This is a genomic window from uncultured Kocuria sp. (genome assembly GCF_947500125.1).
Classification (GTDB): domain Bacteria; phylum Actinomycetota; class Actinomycetes; order Actinomycetales; family Micrococcaceae; genus Kocuria.
Genome location: NZ_CANMRA010000003.1, coordinates 196,576 through 212,094, shown reverse-complemented (window position 1 = coordinate 212,094; position 15,519 = coordinate 196,576). Strand labels below are relative to the sequence as shown.

General features: G+C 72.4%; 12 protein-coding genes. 8 read left to right on the top strand and 4 right to left on the bottom strand.

Annotated elements, in window-relative coordinates:
* Positions 1 to 17: 17 nt before the first annotated feature.
* From Q0817_RS03480 to Q0817_RS03465, 4 genes are all read right to left on the bottom strand, one after another.
* Positions 18 to 776 (bottom strand): ABC transporter ATP-binding protein, encoded by a 759-nt coding sequence (locus Q0817_RS03480; RefSeq protein ID WP_298584447.1) that lies wholly within the window; start codon positions 774 to 776, stop codon positions 18 to 20.
* Positions 777 to 789: 13 nt separating this feature from the next.
* Positions 790 to 1,806: an iron chelate uptake ABC transporter family permease subunit gene (locus tag Q0817_RS03475; protein WP_298584444.1), complete on the bottom strand. Its 1,017-nt coding sequence runs from the start codon at positions 1,804 to 1,806 to the stop codon at positions 790 to 792.
* Positions 1,803 to 2,891, bottom strand: a complete 1,089-nt coding sequence (locus Q0817_RS03470; protein ID WP_298584443.1) for an ABC transporter permease — start codon at positions 2,889 to 2,891, stop codon at positions 1,803 to 1,805. The genes Q0817_RS03475 and Q0817_RS03470 overlap by 4 nt, the downstream gene beginning before the upstream one ends.
* Positions 2,892 to 3,071: 180 nt before the next feature.
* On the bottom strand, positions 3,072 to 4,043 hold the full coding sequence (locus tag Q0817_RS03465; RefSeq protein WP_298584442.1) for a siderophore ABC transporter substrate-binding protein: 972 nt from the start codon (positions 4,041 to 4,043) through the stop codon (positions 3,072 to 3,074).
* A 428-nt stretch (positions 4,044 to 4,471) separates the two neighbouring features.
* Here Q0817_RS03465 and groES point away from each other — a divergent pair, with 428 nt between their 5' ends.
* The 8 genes from groES (at position 4,472) to Q0817_RS03425 (ending at position 15,501) form a co-directional block, all read left to right on the top strand.
* A complete protein-coding gene (groES, locus tag Q0817_RS03460; RefSeq protein ID WP_047801805.1) occupies positions 4,472 to 4,768 on the top strand; it encodes a co-chaperone GroES in 297 nt (98 codons plus the stop codon).
* A 150-nt stretch (positions 4,769 to 4,918) separates the two neighbouring features.
* Positions 4,919 to 6,520 carry a chaperonin GroEL gene (gene groL, locus Q0817_RS03455; protein WP_298584438.1) on the top strand — a complete coding sequence of 534 codons (1,602 nt, stop codon included), beginning with the start codon at positions 4,919 to 4,921 and terminating at the stop codon, positions 6,518 to 6,520.
* Between the two features lie 147 nt (positions 6,521 to 6,667).
* On the top strand, positions 6,668 to 8,731 hold the full coding sequence (locus Q0817_RS03450; protein WP_298584436.1) for an acyltransferase family protein: 2,064 nt from the start codon (positions 6,668 to 6,670) through the stop codon (positions 8,729 to 8,731).
* A 194-nt stretch (positions 8,732 to 8,925) separates the two neighbouring features.
* Complete coding sequence (locus Q0817_RS03445) at positions 8,926 to 11,025, top strand: acyltransferase family protein (protein ID WP_298584435.1); 2,100 nt, start codon at positions 8,926 to 8,928, stop codon at positions 11,023 to 11,025.
* Positions 11,026 to 11,067: 42 nt separating this feature from the next.
* Complete coding sequence (gene guaB, locus Q0817_RS03440; protein WP_298584433.1) at positions 11,068 to 12,630, top strand: IMP dehydrogenase; 1,563 nt, start codon at positions 11,068 to 11,070, stop codon at positions 12,628 to 12,630.
* 34 nt (positions 12,631 to 12,664) lie between these two features.
* Entirely contained in the window at positions 12,665 to 13,786 is a 1,122-nt protein-coding gene (locus Q0817_RS03435) for a GuaB3 family IMP dehydrogenase-related protein (protein WP_058872572.1), read from the top strand.
* 100 nt (positions 13,787 to 13,886) lie between these two features.
* The gene (locus Q0817_RS03430) at positions 13,887 to 14,912 is read left to right on the top strand and encodes an SURF1 family cytochrome oxidase biogenesis protein (protein WP_298584430.1); all 1,026 of its coding nucleotides are present in this window, start codon (positions 13,887 to 13,889) and stop codon (positions 14,910 to 14,912) included.
* Entirely contained in the window at positions 14,905 to 15,501 is a 597-nt protein-coding gene (locus Q0817_RS03425) for a DUF3817 domain-containing protein (RefSeq protein WP_298584428.1), read from the top strand. Before Q0817_RS03430 ends, Q0817_RS03425 begins: the two co-directional genes overlap by 8 nt.
* The last annotated feature ends 18 nt before the right edge of the window (positions 15,502 to 15,519 follow it).

Below are 15,519 nucleotides of genomic sequence, written 5' to 3'. Positions count from 1 at the left end.
GGTCGGGGCGGGGAGGGTCAGACGAAGTAGATGCCGATGCGGTGGCCGTCGACCTCCTCCACGCGGATGTCGATGCCGTAGATCTCCCGGAGCACGGCCGGGCGCATGATCTCCTCGGGCGTGCCGTGGTGCAGGAGGGCGCCGTCCTTCATGGCCATGATCCGGTCGGAGTAGCAGGACGCGAAGTTGATGTCGTGGATGACGAGCACCACGGTCTTGCCGAAGTCGCGGGCCATCTGCCGCAGCAGGCGCATCATCTCCACGGCGTGCTTCATGTCGAGGTTGTTGAGCGGCTCGTCGAGCAGCACGTAGTCGGTGTCCTGGGCGATGACCATGGCGATGAACGCCCGCTGCCGCTGCCCGCCGGAGAGCTCGTCGACATAGCGGTCGGCGAGCTCCTCGAGCTGGAGGTAGCGCAGGGCGCGCTCGACGTGCTCCCGGTCCGCGGCGGTGTGCCGGCCCTTGGAGTGCGGGTGGCGGCCGAAGGCCACGAGGTCCCGGACGCTCAGCCGGACCGTCAGGCTGTTCTCCTGGCGCAGGATGGACAGCTTGCGGGCCAGCTGGTCCGAGGGGGTGCTCAGGACGTCCAGGTCGTCCACGAACACGGTGCCCTCGTCCATGGGCAGCAGCCGAGCGGCCATGGACAGCAGGGTCGACTTCCCGGCGCCGTTGGCGCCGATGATCGAGATGATCCCGCCCGCCTCGATGGTCCCCGAGACGGCGTCGACGACGGTCCGGGTCCCGTACCTCTTGGTGAGGCCGGTCAGTTCGATCACGGTGCGCTCCTTGTCACTTGATGGATCCCCGCAGCAGCAGCACGAGGAACAGCAGCCCGCCGGCGAACTCGATCACGATGCTCAGCGCGGTGTCGAAGGCGAAGACCTGCTCGAGGACCACCTGGCCGCCCACGAGCGCGATGATCCCCAGCAGCACGGCCATGGGCAGCACGTGCCGGTGGCGGAAGGTCCGGCACAGCGCGTAGGCGAGGTTCGCCACGATGAGCCCGAAGAACGTGATGGGCCCGACCAGTGCGGTGCAGACGCCCACGAGCACGGAGCAGACCACCAGCACGGCCGTGACCACCCGGGTGTGGTCGACGCCCAGGCTGATCGCCGTGTCCCGGCCCAGGGCCAGGACGTCGAGGTGCCGGCGGAAGGCCAGTGCCACGAGGGAGACCAGCCCCACGAGCAGCGCGGACAGGCGCAGGAGCCCTGTGTCCACGTTGCCGAACGAGGCGAACATCGCGTCCTGGAGGACGACGAACTCGCTGGGCTCGAGCAGCCGCTGCAGCAGCGAGGAGATCCCGCGGAAGACGGTGCCGAAGACGATGCCGACGAGCAGCACCAGGTGCAGGGACTTCCCGGAGCCGGTGAACAGCCACCGGTAGATCAGCCAGCTGAACGCGACCATGAGGGCGAGCTCGAGCCCGAACGTCGCGCCGTCCCCCAGGGCGACCAGGCCTGCGGAGCCGACGAAGAAGACGAGGACCGTCTGGAGGAGCACGTACAGAGCGTCGAAGCCCATGATCGACGGCGTGAGGATGCGGTTGCCGGTGATCGTCTGGAACAGGACCGTGGACACGCCCACGGCGTAGGCGACGAGCACCATCGTCAGCACCCGGTTGACCCGGCGGGGCAGGACGTAGCCGAGGTCGCCGCTCAGGTCCACGGTCAGGTAGAGGCCGACCGAGGCGGCGGCCAGGACGGCGAGGATCCCGATCCAGGCGCCGGGGGACAGGGCGGGGCGCGCCCGCCGGGGTCCGCGGACGGTCAGGGCGGGGGGCAGGACGGAGGTCCTGGTGCTCACCGGTGGCGCCCCCTCAGCAGCATGGTGAGGAACAGGGCGCCGCCGACCACGGCGACGACGGTGCCCACCGGGATCTCGTAAGGGTAGCGGATCACCCGGGCGACGATGTCGCACGCCAGCACGAAGCCGGCGCCGAAGACGGCGACCCAGGGCACCGTGCGGCGGGAGTTGTCCCCGACGAGCATGGACACCAGGTTGGGCACGACGAGCCCCAGGAAGGGGATCGACCCGACGGTGACCACGACGACGGCCGAGATCAGGGCCACGAGGGTCATGCCGAGGGCCATGACCTTCCGGTGGTCGATGCCGAGATTGGTGGTGAACTCGTGGCCCATGCCCGCCACCGTGAACCGGTCGGCGGCGACGTAGCCCACCACCGTCAGCACCAGCACGAGCCACAGCAGCTCGTAGCGGCCCCGCAGGACGCCGGAGAAGTCGCCGAGCATCCAGGCGTTGAGCGTCTGCAGGAGGTCGAACCGGTAGGCGAAGAACGTGGTGACGGAGGCGATGACGTTGCCGAGCATGATCCCCACGAGCGGCACCAGCAGGGCGCTGCGCAGGGGGATGCGCTGGAGCACGAGCAGGAACAGGGCGGTCCCGGCGACCGCGAACACGGAGGCCGTGCCCATCTTCAGCAGGAGCGGGGCCGAGGGCAGGAGCAGGGTCACCACGAGCAGGCCGGCCTGCGCGGACTCGACGGTGCCCACGGTGGAGGGCTCCACGAACTTGTTGCGGACCATGAGCTGCATGATCAGCCCCGCCACGGACAGGGCGAGGCCGGCCAGCACGACCGAGGCGGTGCGCGGGAAGCGGGAGACCGCGATGATCTCCATCGAGGCCCGGAAGCCGTCGAGGTCACCGGTGACGAGCTGGTTCCCCAGGGACCACGGGGTGACGTCCAGGACCCCGACGAAGGTGCTGACGACCGCCAGGACCAGCACGAGGGCGCTCGCGGCGGCGAGCCGGCGGGCGTTGGCCCGGCCGGACGCGCCGGGGGCCACCGGGGTGGAGCCCTCCGCGGGCGGCGCCGCCGGCACGGGGCCGGCGGCCGCGGGGCGCGGGGCGGGGGTCACGGCGGTGCTCATCGCTGCGTGGTGGTCATCGGGGGACCTTCCGGTGCTCGGGGTGGCCGCGGTCGCGGTCCGGCGCGGTCCGGCCCGGTCCCGGCCGCTCCGCACGGGCGCCGTGCGGAGCGGCCGGGAGCCGTGCTCGACCGGGCCGGTGGATCAGGCCGGTGGATCGGCTCGGTGGATCGGCTCGGTGGATCAGGAGAGGGAGTCCCGGACCTCGCCGATCATGGCGGGGAAGTTGTCCAGGCCGAAGCCGACCAGGTACCAGCTCGCGCTGTCCACGGAGGTGATCCGGTCCTGCTGGGCGGCGGCGGTGCCGTTGACGAGCTCGTTGTCGAGCACCTGCTGGGCGGCCTCGCCGCCGGACTGGCCGATGGCGGTGTCGCGGTCCAGCACGAAGAGGTGGTCGGGGTTCGCGTCGGCGATCGCCTCGAAGGAGACGGCCTCGCCGTGGGTGCCCTCGGCCCGGACGTCGGCGGCGGACTCGAAGCCCAGCAGATCGAAGACGATGTTGCCGAAGCGCGACTGGGGGCCGTAGGCGTTGACCTCGCCGGCGCTGGTCAGCAGGAACATGGCGGAGCCGGCCTCGGCGGTCCGGGCCTTCGTCTCCTCGATCTGCTCCTCGATGGCGGTCAGCCGCTCCTCGACCTCGGCCTCCTTGCCGAAGATCTCGCCGAGGGTCCGCGACTGCTCCGTGAAGGAGTTCAGCGCGTCGGTCTGGTCGAGCGAGAGGTCCACGGTGGGGGCGATCTCGGTGAGCTCGTCGTAGAAGTCCGCGGTGCGCCCGGAGATCACGATCAGGTCCGGGTCGGCCTCGGCGACGGCCTCCAGGTCCGGCTCCTTCATGGACCCGGCGTTGACGTACTCGTCCGAGCGGTACTCGGAGAACTGCTCGGGCAGGCTCCCGCCCTGGGGCAGGCCCTGGACGTCCTCGTCCAGTGCCCGCATCGAGTCGAGGACCCCGAGGTCGAAGGTGATGACGTTCTGCGGGTCCACGGGGACGTCCGTGGTGCCCTGCGCGTGCTCCACGCTGACGGTCTCCGTCGAGGCGCCGCTCGGCGCGTCCCCGTCGGTGGTCGCCGCGCCGGAGGTCGAGCAGCCCGCCAGGGCCAGGACCGAGGCGGCGGCCAGCAGGGCGGTGGAGCGGTGTCGGGCAGTGCGGTTCATGGTCTTCCTTCGTGCAGAGGACGCCGGCGCGCTCCGGGAGGGAGGGCGCCGGCGGGATCCGATGGGCGCGACGACACCGCACGCAGGCGTGCGGTTCGTCCAGGAGGGCACCGCTGCTCGGCCGAGGTAAGGGTTGCCTTACCGCCAACCTAGAGCGTCGGGCGGGCGTGAGGCAAATCATTGGGAAACACCGGCATGACCTAATTCGGCCACCGTGGATCCTGGACGTCGACGCGCTGGCACTCGCCTTGACCGACTGCCAGCCCCCTCCTACAGTTGGCCTTGGCACTCTCCGGGTGAGGGTGCTAAGGGCCAGGCGATCGATCGGCACCGCGACGACGGTTGGTGCGCCAACCGGCCCGAAGCTCGACAGCGGGCTCCGCCCGCGGTCGCCCACCGTTTTCCACCCCTACAGACAAGGAGAGATCGTGTCGGTCTCCATCAAGCCTCTCGAGGATCGCATCGTCGTTCAGCCGCTCGCCGCTGAGCAGACCACCGCGTCCGGTCTCGTCATCCCGGACACCGCCAAGGAGAAGCCCCAGGAGGGCAAGGTCCTGGCCGTCGGACCCGGTCGTGTCGACGACTCCGGCAACCGCATCCCGGTCGACGTCAAGGAGGGCGACGTCGTGATCTTCTCCAAGTACGGCGGGACCGAGGTCAAGTACAACGGCGAGGAGTACCTCGTGCTCCCGGCCCGCGACGTGCTCGCCGTCGTCGAGAAGTAGACCGGGCGCACCGACCCGGCGCAGACCGCGCAGTCCTGACGAAGGGTGCCTGCCGCACACGCCCCGCGGGGCCCGCGGCGGGCACCCTTCGCCGATCCTGATCCACGAACCCCGCTGGCGACCCCAGCCACCCAGAAGGAGCCATAGTCCATGGCCAAGCAGCTGGCATTCGACGATGCCGCACGCAAGTCCCTCGAGAACGGCGTCAACAAGCTCGCCGACACCGTCAAGGTCACCCTCGGCCCGCGCGGGCGCAACGTGGTGCTCGACAAGAAGTGGGGCGCCCCCACGATCACCAACGACGGCGTGACCATCGCCCGCGAGGTCGAGCTCGACGACCCGTTCGAGAACCTCGGGGCCCAGCTCGCCAAGGAGGTGGCGACCAAGACCAACGACGTGGCCGGCGACGGCACCACCACCGCCACCGTGCTCGCCCAGGCGCTCGTCAAGGAGGGCCTGCGCAACGTGGCCGCCGGCGCCGACCCGCTGAGCCTCAAGCGCGGCATCGAGAAGGCCGTCGAGGCCGTCTCCGCGCGCCTGCTCGAGGACGCCCGCCCCGTGGAGGGCGCCAACGTCGCCCACGTGGCGACCATCTCGGCGCAGGACCCGGCGATCGGCGAGCTCATCGCCCGGGCCTTCGAGACCGTCGGCAAGGACGGCGTCATCACGATCGAGGACGGCTCGAGCACCGAGGTCGAGCTCGACGTCACCGAGGGCATGCAGTTCGACAAGGGCTACCTGTCCCCGTCCTTCGTGACCGACGCCGAGCGCCAGGAAGCCGTCATGGAGAACTCCCTGGTGCTGCTGTACCAGGGCAAGATCTCCTCGGTGCCGGAGCTCATGCCGGTGCTGGAGAAGGCCCTCCAGGCCAAGAAGCCGCTGACCATCATCGCCGAGGACGTCGAGGGCGAGGCCCTCTCCACCCTCGTGGTCAACAAGCTGCGCGGCAACCTCGACGTCGTGGCCCTCAAGGCCCCCGGCTTCGGCGACCGCCGCAAGGCGATCCTGCAGGACCTCGCGGTCCTCACCGGCGGCGAGCTCATCACCAGCGAGCTGGGCATCAGCCTCGACCAGGTCACCCTGGAGCAGCTGGGCACCGCCCGGCGCGTCACGGTCACCAAGAACACCACCACCGTGGTCGACGGCGGCGGCACCCAGGCCGCGATCCAGGACCGGGTCGCCACGATCCGCGCCGAGGTGGAGCGCACCGACTCCGAGTGGGACCGCGAGAAGCTGCAGGAGCGGCTCGCCCGCCTGGCCGGCGGGGTCTCCGTGATCAAGGTCGGCGCCGCCACCGAGGTCGAGGCCAAGGAGCGCAAGCACCGCATCGAGGACGCCGTCTCCGCGACCCGCGCGGCCCTCGAGGAGGGCATCGTCTCCGGCGGCGGCACCGCTCTCGTGCAGGCCGCGAAGGTCCTCGACGAGTCCGACCTCGGGCTCACCGGTGACGCCGCGACCGCCCTCGGCATCGTCCGCCGCGCCCTGCGGCAGCCGCTGTACTGGATCGCCCAGAACGCCGGCCAGGACGGGGCCGTGGTCGCCGCCCGCGTGGCCGAGCTCGAGGCCGGCCACGGCTACGACGCCGCGACCGGCGAGTACGTCGAGATGGTCGGCGCGGGGATCATCGACCCGGTCAAGGTCACCCGCTCGGCGCTGCAGAACGCCGCGTCCATCGCGGCGCTCGTGCTGACCACCGAGACGCTCGTGACGGACAAGCCGGCCGAGGACGACGGGCACGGCCACCAGCACTGACCCGGCCCGCCCCACGGACCCGTCCCACCACCGGTGGGGCGGGTCCGTCGCCGTCCCCGGGGTCCGCACCGGGGCCTCCGGTAGAGTGCGGGGACCCGCCCGACCAGTGCCGCGCCTGCGGCGGCACGGTGCTCCCAGGAGGTGCCCATGACGAGCTCCGGTGTGCAGGACCCGCCCGTCGGCGCCGGCACGGCCCGGCGGGTGGCCCGGTACGCGGGGTTCCGCCCGGAGGTGCAGGGGCTGCGGTTCGTGGCGGTGCTGCTGGTGGTGGTCTACCACGTGTTCCTGGACCGGGTGTCGGGGGGCGTGGACATCTTCCTGCTGATCTCGGCGTTCTTCCTGACCCTGTCCTTCGTGCGCAAGCTCGAGGCGGGGCGGCCGCTGGCCCTGGGACGGTACTGGCTGCACGTGTTCAAGCGGCTGCTGCCCCTGGCGGTGCTCACCATCCTGGGCACGCTGGTGCTGGCGTGGTGGTTCTTCCCGGAGGCGCGGATCGACCGGGTGCGCACGGAGGCGCTGGCCTCGGTGCTCTACGTGGAGAACTGGGCGCTGGCGCTGGCCGAGGTGGACTACTACGCGGCCGACGACTCCACGGCCTCCCCGTTCCAGCACTTCTGGTCCCTGTCGGTGCAGGGGCAGGTGTTCCTGCTGTGGCCGCTGGTGTTCGGGGCGGCGTGGCTGGTGTGCCGGCGCGGCCGCTGGCGCCCCGTCCCGGTGCTGGCGGTGTTCTTCGGGCTGATCCTCGTGGCCTCCCTGGCGTGGTCGGTGCACTCGACGGCCACGAACCAGGCCTTCGCCTACTTCGACACCCGGGCCCGGCTGTGGGAGTTCGCCCTGGGCTCGCTGCTGGCCCTGGCCGTGCCGTACCTGAACCCGCCGCGCACCGCGCGGGTGGTGCTGGGCTGGGCCGGGATGCTGAGCATGGTCTCGGTGGGGATGCTGGTCGACGTGCAGGGGGCGTTCCCCGGGTGGATCGCGCTGTGGCCGCTGCTCTCGGCGGCGGCGATCGTCGTGGCCGGGCGGACCGGATCGCCCTTCGGCGTGGACCGGCTCCTGGCCTCGCGGCCGCTGGTGCGGCTGGGGGACGCCTCCTACGCGCTGTACCTGGTGCACTGGCCGCTGCTGATCACGTACCTGGTGCTGCGGGACCGGCCGGTGGCCGGGCCGCGGTCGGGGGTGGTGATCATCGTGGTCTCGCTGGTGCTGGCGGTGCTGGCCACGAAGCTGGTGGAGCGCCCGTTCCAGCGGTGGGCGTGGCCGGAGCGGGACAAGCGGCGGCTGGCGGTGTCGGTGCTGGTGAGCCTGGCGCTCGTGGCCGTGCCGGTGCTGGTGTGGCAGCAGGCCGACGCCCGGCGGGCGGCGGTGCTGGCGGAGGAGGCCGCCCGCAACAGCCCGGGGGCCGCGGTGCTGGACCCGGACTTCGAGTTCCGGGGCGACCCGGAGGCCCCCACCCTGCCCCTGGCCTCCGCGCTGGGCGACGAGTGGGTGGGACTGCCCGAGCCCTGCTCCGGCGAGTTCGCCCCCGAGCGGGAGGTCCTCGAGCAGTACTGCCGCCAGACCCCCGCCCTGTCGGACCCCGCGCGCACGATCGCGGTGGTCGGGAACTCCCACATGGAGCAGTTCATGGGCGCGCTGATCCCGGTGGCGGAGGAGCGCAACTGGCAGCTCGTCGCCGTGCTGCAACCGGGCTGCGCCTTCGCTGTGCGCCCGGAGGGGGACGCCTGCCACGAGGGCAACGACGCGGCGATCGAGTACGTCGAGCGGCTCGCACCGGACGCGGTCATGACGACCTCCACCTACGCGGCCCTGATGGACGGCTCCGCCGAGGCCCTGGTCGGCGGGTTCCCCGAGCTGGTCGACCGTCTGACGGGCCGGGGCATCGACGTCGTCGGCTTCCGCGACAACCCCCGGTTCGACTTCAACCCCTACGAGTGCGCCCAGCGCCACGGCCAGGACGCCGACCGGTGCCGCGTGCCCGTCGAGCAGGTGCTGGCCCCCGTCAACCCGGCCGACGCCCTCCGGGACCGCAGCGGGTTCACCTCGCTGGACCTCACCGACCTCATCTGCCCGGAGGGGCTGTGCCGCCCCGTGGTGGGCAACGTGTACGTCTTCTTCGACCCGCACCACCTCACCTGGACCTACGCACGGACGATGGCGCCGGGCCTCGAGGCGCGGCTCCCCGGCACGCTCCTCCAGGAGGCGACCTCGTGAGCACGGTGCGGTCCGGCGCCCCGGGACGCGTCCCGGGGACCCCGGCCCGGGGCGCGTCCCCCGGTGCGGCGCCGGTCGTGCGATAAGGTCGCGAAGGGTCTCCCCGCCCCGCCCCCCCCCAGCTCGTCCCCCCCGTTCCCCCCTCCCGGCGCCGCCCCGCGGCCGCGCCGGTCCGCTCCTCTGGAGGTGCCCCCGTGGCCACCGTGCACGCCGCCGCCCCGCAACCGCCCACCGGGACCTCCGAGAGCCGGGACGCGGCGCCGCGGCGGGGAAGCCGGTACTCGGGGTTCCGTCCCGAGGTGCAGGGCCTGCGCGCGGTGGCGGTGCTGCTCGTGGTGGTCTACCACGTGTTCCTCGGGCGGGTCTCCGGGGGCGTGGACGTCTTCCTGCTGATCTCGGCGTTCTTCCTGACCCTGTCCTTCGTGCGCAAGCTCGAGGCGGGGCGGCCGCTGGCCCTGGGACGGTACTGGCTGCACGTGTTCAAGCGGCTGCTGCCCCTGGCGGTGCTCACCATCCTGGGCACGCTGGTGCTGGTGGAGCTGTTCTACCCGGCCTACGACGCCGGGCGGTGGCGGGCCGAGGCGCTGGCCTCGGTGTTCTACGCGGAGAACTGGGCACTGGCGCTGTCCGCGGTGGACTACTACGCCGCCGACCACTCGACGGCCTCCCCGTTCCAGCACTTCTGGTCCCTGTCGGTGCAGGGGCAGGTGTTCCTGCTGTGGCCGCTGGTGTTCGGGGCGGCGTGGCTGGTCTCCCGGCGGAGCCGGTGGCGCCCCGTCCCGGTGCTGGCGGTGTCCTTCGGGCTGATCCTCGTGGCCTCCCTGGCGTGGTCGGTGCACTCCACGGCCACGCAGCAGGAGTTCGCCTACTTCGACACCCGCACCCGGCTGTGGGAGTTCGCCCTGGGCTCGCTGCTGGCCCTGGCCGTGCCCCACCTCCGGCCCGGCCGCGGGCTGCGCGTGGTGCTCGGCTGGGCCGGGCTGGTCAGCATGGTCTCGGTGGGCGTGCTCGTCGACGTGCAGGGGGCGTTCCCCGGGTGGATCGCGCTGTGGCCGCTGCTCTCGGCGGCGGCGATCATCGCGGCCGGGCAGTCCGGGTCGCGCTTCGGCCTGGACCGGATCCTCGCCTCCCGCCCCCTGGTGCGGCTCGGCGACTCGGCCTACGCGCTGTACCTGATCCACTGGCCGGTGCTGATCACCTACCTCGTGCTCCGCGACCGCCCCATGGCCGGGCCCCGCTCGGGGGTGGCCATCGTCCTGGTCTGCCTGGTGCTGGCGGTGCTGGTCACCCGGCTGGTCGAGGACCCGCTCAAGCGCTGGTCCTGGCCCGAGCGGAGCCGGCTGCGGCTGGGCGCGGTGATCGTCGTGTGCCTCGCGACGGTCGCGGTGCCCGTGACCGCGGCCCGGGTGGCGGAGGACCGGCGGGCCCTCGAGATCGCCGCCTCCGCCGACCGCAACAACCCCGGGGCGGCCGCCCTGCTGCCGGGCTTCCGGTACCAGGGCGACCCGGACGCCGAGACCGTCCCCGTGATCACCGGGGAGCCGTACGCGAAGCCGGTGCTCGGCGAGCCCTGTCCGCCCGCCACGGGGGTCGGCGAACGCTTCCAGCAGTGGTGCTTCGACACCGTCCCCAACCCCGAGCCCGCCGCCACGATGCTGGTGATCGGCAACAGCCACGTGCACCAGTGGATCCCGGCCGTCGAGCACCTGGCCGAGCGCAACGACTGGCGCGTGGTGACCTACATCCGGGGCAACTGCCTGTACGGACTGCCCGAGGAGCAGGTCGCCGACCACGAGGCGTGCGCCCGCTGGCTCGAGGGCACCGACCCCGTGGTGGAGGCCGTGGACCCGGACCTGGTGCTGCTGCAGGGCACCCGCAGCACGGACGAGAACGAGGAGCAGTTCACCCCCGGGATGGAGCAGCGCGTCCGCGGGCTGGCGGAGCGCGGCATCCAGGTCGTCGCCCTGCGCGACAACCCCCGGTTCGACTTCGTCCCCGCGCGCTGCGCCGCGGACCACGGCCCCGACGCCCCCGAGTGCACCGCCTCCCACGTGATCCTGGGCCCGGACAGCCCCCTGGCCCCGGTGGCCGAGCTGCCGCGGGTCTCCATGGTCGACCTGGGGGACCTGATCTGCCCGGACGGCACCTGCACCCCGGTCGTCGGCAACGTGTTCACGTACTGGGACAACAACCACCTCACGGTCGAGTACGTGCGGACGCTGGCCCCCATGTTCGCGCAGCGGGTCGAGGCGGCCCTGCTCGCGGACCGGGCCGGGTTCGCCGTCGGGTCGTGAGCGCGGCCACAGCCGTCCGCCGGCCGGGGACCGGCCCGTAGAATGGTCGCGACTCCCTCGAACCCGAAAGGCCCCACCGTGTCGGATACCGCCGTCCCCACCGCCCTGTCCGAGGACCCCTTCGGGTTCACCGGCCTGACCTACGACGACGTCCTGCTGCTGCCCGGCAACACGGACGTCATCCCGTCCGAGGCCTCGACGCGCACCCGGCTGTCCCGGCGCATCGACCTGGAGGTGCCGCTGCTGTCCGCCGCCATGGACACCGTCACCGAGTCCTCGATGGCGATCGCGATGGCCCGCCAGGGCGGCATCGGCGTGATCCACCGCAACCTCTCGATCCAGGACCAGGCCGAGCACGTGGACCGGGTGAAGCGCAGCGAGTCCGGGATGATCACCGACCCCGTGACCATCTCCCCGGAGGCGACGCTCGAGGAGCTGGACCGGCTCTGCGGCTACTACCGGGTCTCCGGCCTGCCCGTCGTGGACGCCGAGCAGAAGCTGCTGGGCATCATCACCAACCGCGACACCCGGTACCTGCCGGAGAGCGAGTTCCCGCGGCGCCGGGTGCGCGAGATCATGACCCCCATGCCGCTGATCACCGGCAAGGTCGGGATGGCGAAGGAGGACGCGCACCAGCTCCTGGCGTCCAACAAGATCGAGAAGCTGCCGCTCGTCGACGACGCGGGCCGGCTCACGGGCCTGATCACGATCAAGGACTTCACCAAGGCGGAGCAGTACCCCCACGCCACCAAGGACGACGAGGGCCGACTGCGCGTCGGCGCCGCCGTCGGCTTCTTCGGCGACGGCTTCGAGCGGGCCATGGCCCTCGTCGAGGCCGGCGTCGACGCCCTGTTCATCGACACCGCCAACGGGCACTCCCAGGGCGTGCTGGACATGATCGCCCGGCTCAAGGCGGAGACCGCCGCCGCGCACGTGGACGTCATCGGCGGGCAGGCGGCCACCCGCCACGGCGCCCAGGCCATCGTCGACGCCGGCGCGGACGCCGTGAAGGTGGGCGTGGGCCCCGGCTCGATCTGCACCACCCGCATCATCGCCGGCGTGGGCGTCCCCCAGGTCACCGCCGTCAACGAGGCGGCGAAGGCGGCGATCCCGGCGGGCGTGCCCCTGATCGCCGACGGCGGCCTGCAGTACTCCGGCGACATCGGCAAGGCCCTCGTGGCCGGGGCGGACTCCGTGATGGTCGGGTCCCTGCTCGCGGGCTGCGACGAGTCCCCGGGCGAGCTGATCTTCGTCAACGGCAAGCAGTTCAAGACCTACCGGGGGATGGGCTCGCTGGGCGCCATGCAGTCCCGCGGCAAGAACACCTCCTACTCCAAGGACCGCTACTTCCAGGCCGACGTCGCCAGCGACGAGAAGCTCATCCCCGAGGGCATCGAGGGCCAGGTCCCGTACCGCGGCCCGCTCTCCGCCGTGGTCCACCAGCTCGACGGCGGCCTGCGCCAGACGATGTTCTACGTGGGCGCCCACACCGTCGAGGAGCTCAAGCACCAGGGCCGGTTCGTGCGCGTCACGCCGGCCGGGCTCAAGGAGTCCCACCCGCACGACATCACGATGACCGTCGAGGCACCCAACTACCAGCGCTGAGCGACCGTCCGCGGCACCGTTCGGAAAGGACACCATGAGCTACGACATCGAGATCGGCCGCTCCAAACGCGCCCGCCGCACCTTCTCCCTGGACGAGATCGCCCTCGTCCCGTCGCGCCGCACGCGCGACCCCCGGGACGTGTCCACGGACTGGCAGATCGACGCCTACCGGTTCTCCATCCCGTTCCTGGGCGCCCCGATGGACTCGGCGACGTCCCCGGAGACGGCCATCGCGCTCGGCCGGGCCGGGGGACTGGGCGTGCTGGACCTCGAGGGGCTGTGGACCCGCTACGAGGACCCGCAGCCGGTGCTCGACGAGATCGCGGAGCTCTCCGGCGAGGACGCCCCGGCCTCCACGCGCCGGATGCAGGAGCTCTACGAGGCCCCCGTCCAGCCGGAGCTGATCACGGCCCGGCTGGCGCAGATCCGGGAGTCGGGCGTCATCGTCGCGGGCTCCCTGACGCCGCAGCGCACGGTGGAGCACTACCGCACCGTCCTGGACGCCGGCGTGGACGTCTTCGTGATCCGCGGGACCACGGTCTCCGCGGAGCACGTCTCCCGCAACCAGGAGCCGCTGGACCTCAAGAAGTTCATCTACGACCTCGACGTCCCGGTGATCGTGGGCGGCGCCGCGGGCTACACGCCGGCGCTGCACCTCATGCGCACGGGCGCGGCCGGCGTGCTCGTGGGCTTCGGCGGCGGTGCCTCGATGCGCATCCAGAACACCCTCGGGATCCACGCGGCCATGGCCACCGCGATCTCCGACGTCGCGGCCGCCCGCCGGGACTACCTCGACGAGTCCGGCGGGCGCTACGTCCACGTCATCGCCGACGGCGGCGTGGGGGTCTCCGGGGACATCGTCAAGGCGCTCGCCATGGGCGCGGACGCCGTGATGCTCGGCACCGCGCTGGCCCGCACGGAGGAGGCGCCCGGGCAGGGCTGGCACTGGGGCGCGGAGGCCCACCACGGGCAGCTGCCGCGCGGGCTCCGCACCCGCGTGGGCACCGTGGGCCCCCTGCAGGAGGTCCTCTTCGGGCCGTCCCGCCACGTGGACGGCACCTCCAACCTCGTGGGCGCGCTGCGCCGCTCGATGGCCACCACCGGGTACCTGGAGCTCAAGGAGTTCCAGCGCGCCGAGGTGGTCATCCGCGGCTGAGCCGCGCCGCCCCGGCGGGGCCCGCGCCGCGCCCCGCCGGCGCGGCGCGGGCCCCGCGCGGAACTGGCGAACGTCCAGGAAGGCGCACTAGCCTTGACGGGTGCTCACGACCGCCCTGCGCCCCCGCTCGATCCTCGCCCTGATCGTGAGTCTCGGGCTGGCCGTGGGATTCGTGCTGCTGAGCCAGTGGCAGCTGGAGTCGAGCGAGCAGTCCCGCACGGTCGCGGACCCCGCGAAGGACGTGGCCGTCCCGCTGGCCGAGGCCGTCGAGGCCGGTGCCCCCGTGACCGCCGAGCAGGCCGACCAGCTCGTCACCGTCACCGGCGAGTACCGGGACGGGTCCACCGTCCTGGTCCCGGGGCGGCTGCAGGACGGCGCGGAGGGCTGGTGGGCGGTCACCGCCCTCACCGTGCCGGGCAGCGCGGACCTGTGGCCGGACGCCGGCGGCGAGCTGACCCTCGCGGTGGCCCGCGGCTGGATCGCCGACCCCGCGTCGGTGCCGGAGGAGCCGGAGGGCGCCGTCGACCTCGTCGGGCGGTACCTGCCCGCCGAGGGCCCGGTGCCGGGCGAGGACCTGCCCGCCGGGCAGGTGCGCACGGTGTCCCCGGCGCAGCTCACCAACCTCTGGGACGCCCCGCTGTGGTCCGGGTACGTGGCCGCCTTCGCCGAGAACCCCGCCCCCGCGCCGCCGCCGCTCGCCGAGGACGGGACCCTCGCCCCGGACGCCGCGCTGCTGAGCCCGGAGCTGTCCCGGCTCGACATCGACCAGCAGCCCACGGACGAGTCCGTCAACCTGCTCAACGTCTTCTACGCGGTCGAGTGGGTGGTCTTCGCCGGGTTCGCCCTCTACATCTGGTGGCGGTTCGTGCGCGACGAGTGGCAGCGCGAGCAGAACCCGGAGGAGTACTTCTACTTCGAGGGCGACTCCTCCGGTGACTCGTCCGGCGGCTCGTCCGACGGCTCGTTCCACGGCGACTACTACTACGACGAGGCCAGCGGCCGCTACTACTACTACGACCCCGAGGCGGGGGAGTACTACTGGTTCGACGACCAGCCCGGCGACCGGGCGCGCGAGCCCAGGACCCACGACAGGACCCAGGACAGGACCGGAGCCCACCATGACTGAACCCACGCAGCCGACCCCCTCCCCGGCGCCCTCGCCGAAGGAGCGCACCGACGGGGTGCGCGTCTCCCTGCCGCCGGACGCCCGGCCCTCGGAGGCGGCGTCCCCGGGTCGCGTCCCGCGCCGGGCGGCCGCCCTGCAGCCGCGCCGCCGCTTCGGGGGCACCGAGGCCCAGATCCGCGGCGCCCTGGGCTTCTACATGGTCTGCGCCTGGATCTCCGGGACGTTCCTGCTGCTGCTCGTGGCCGAGATGATCACCCGCTACGGACTGGGCTACGACCTCGTCGCGGGCGGCACCGACCGGGCCACCGGGCAGACCGTGGCCCTCGGCTGGCAGGACCTCGAGCTCGAGAACCTCGCCGGCGGGGTCAACATCTCCACGTGGATCCTCATCGTGCACGGCTGGTTCTACGTGGTCTACCTCATCTCCTGCTTCCGGATCTGGACGCTCATGCGCTGGCCCTTCCCGCAGCTCGTGGTCATGGCCCTGGGCGGCGTGGTGCCGTTCCTCTCCTTCGTGGTGGAGCGCAAGATCCACGCCTCCACCACCGCCGAGCTGCGCGCCAACCCGAAGGCCGCCAAGCGGTACTGAGCCGGTCCCGCGCCTGGC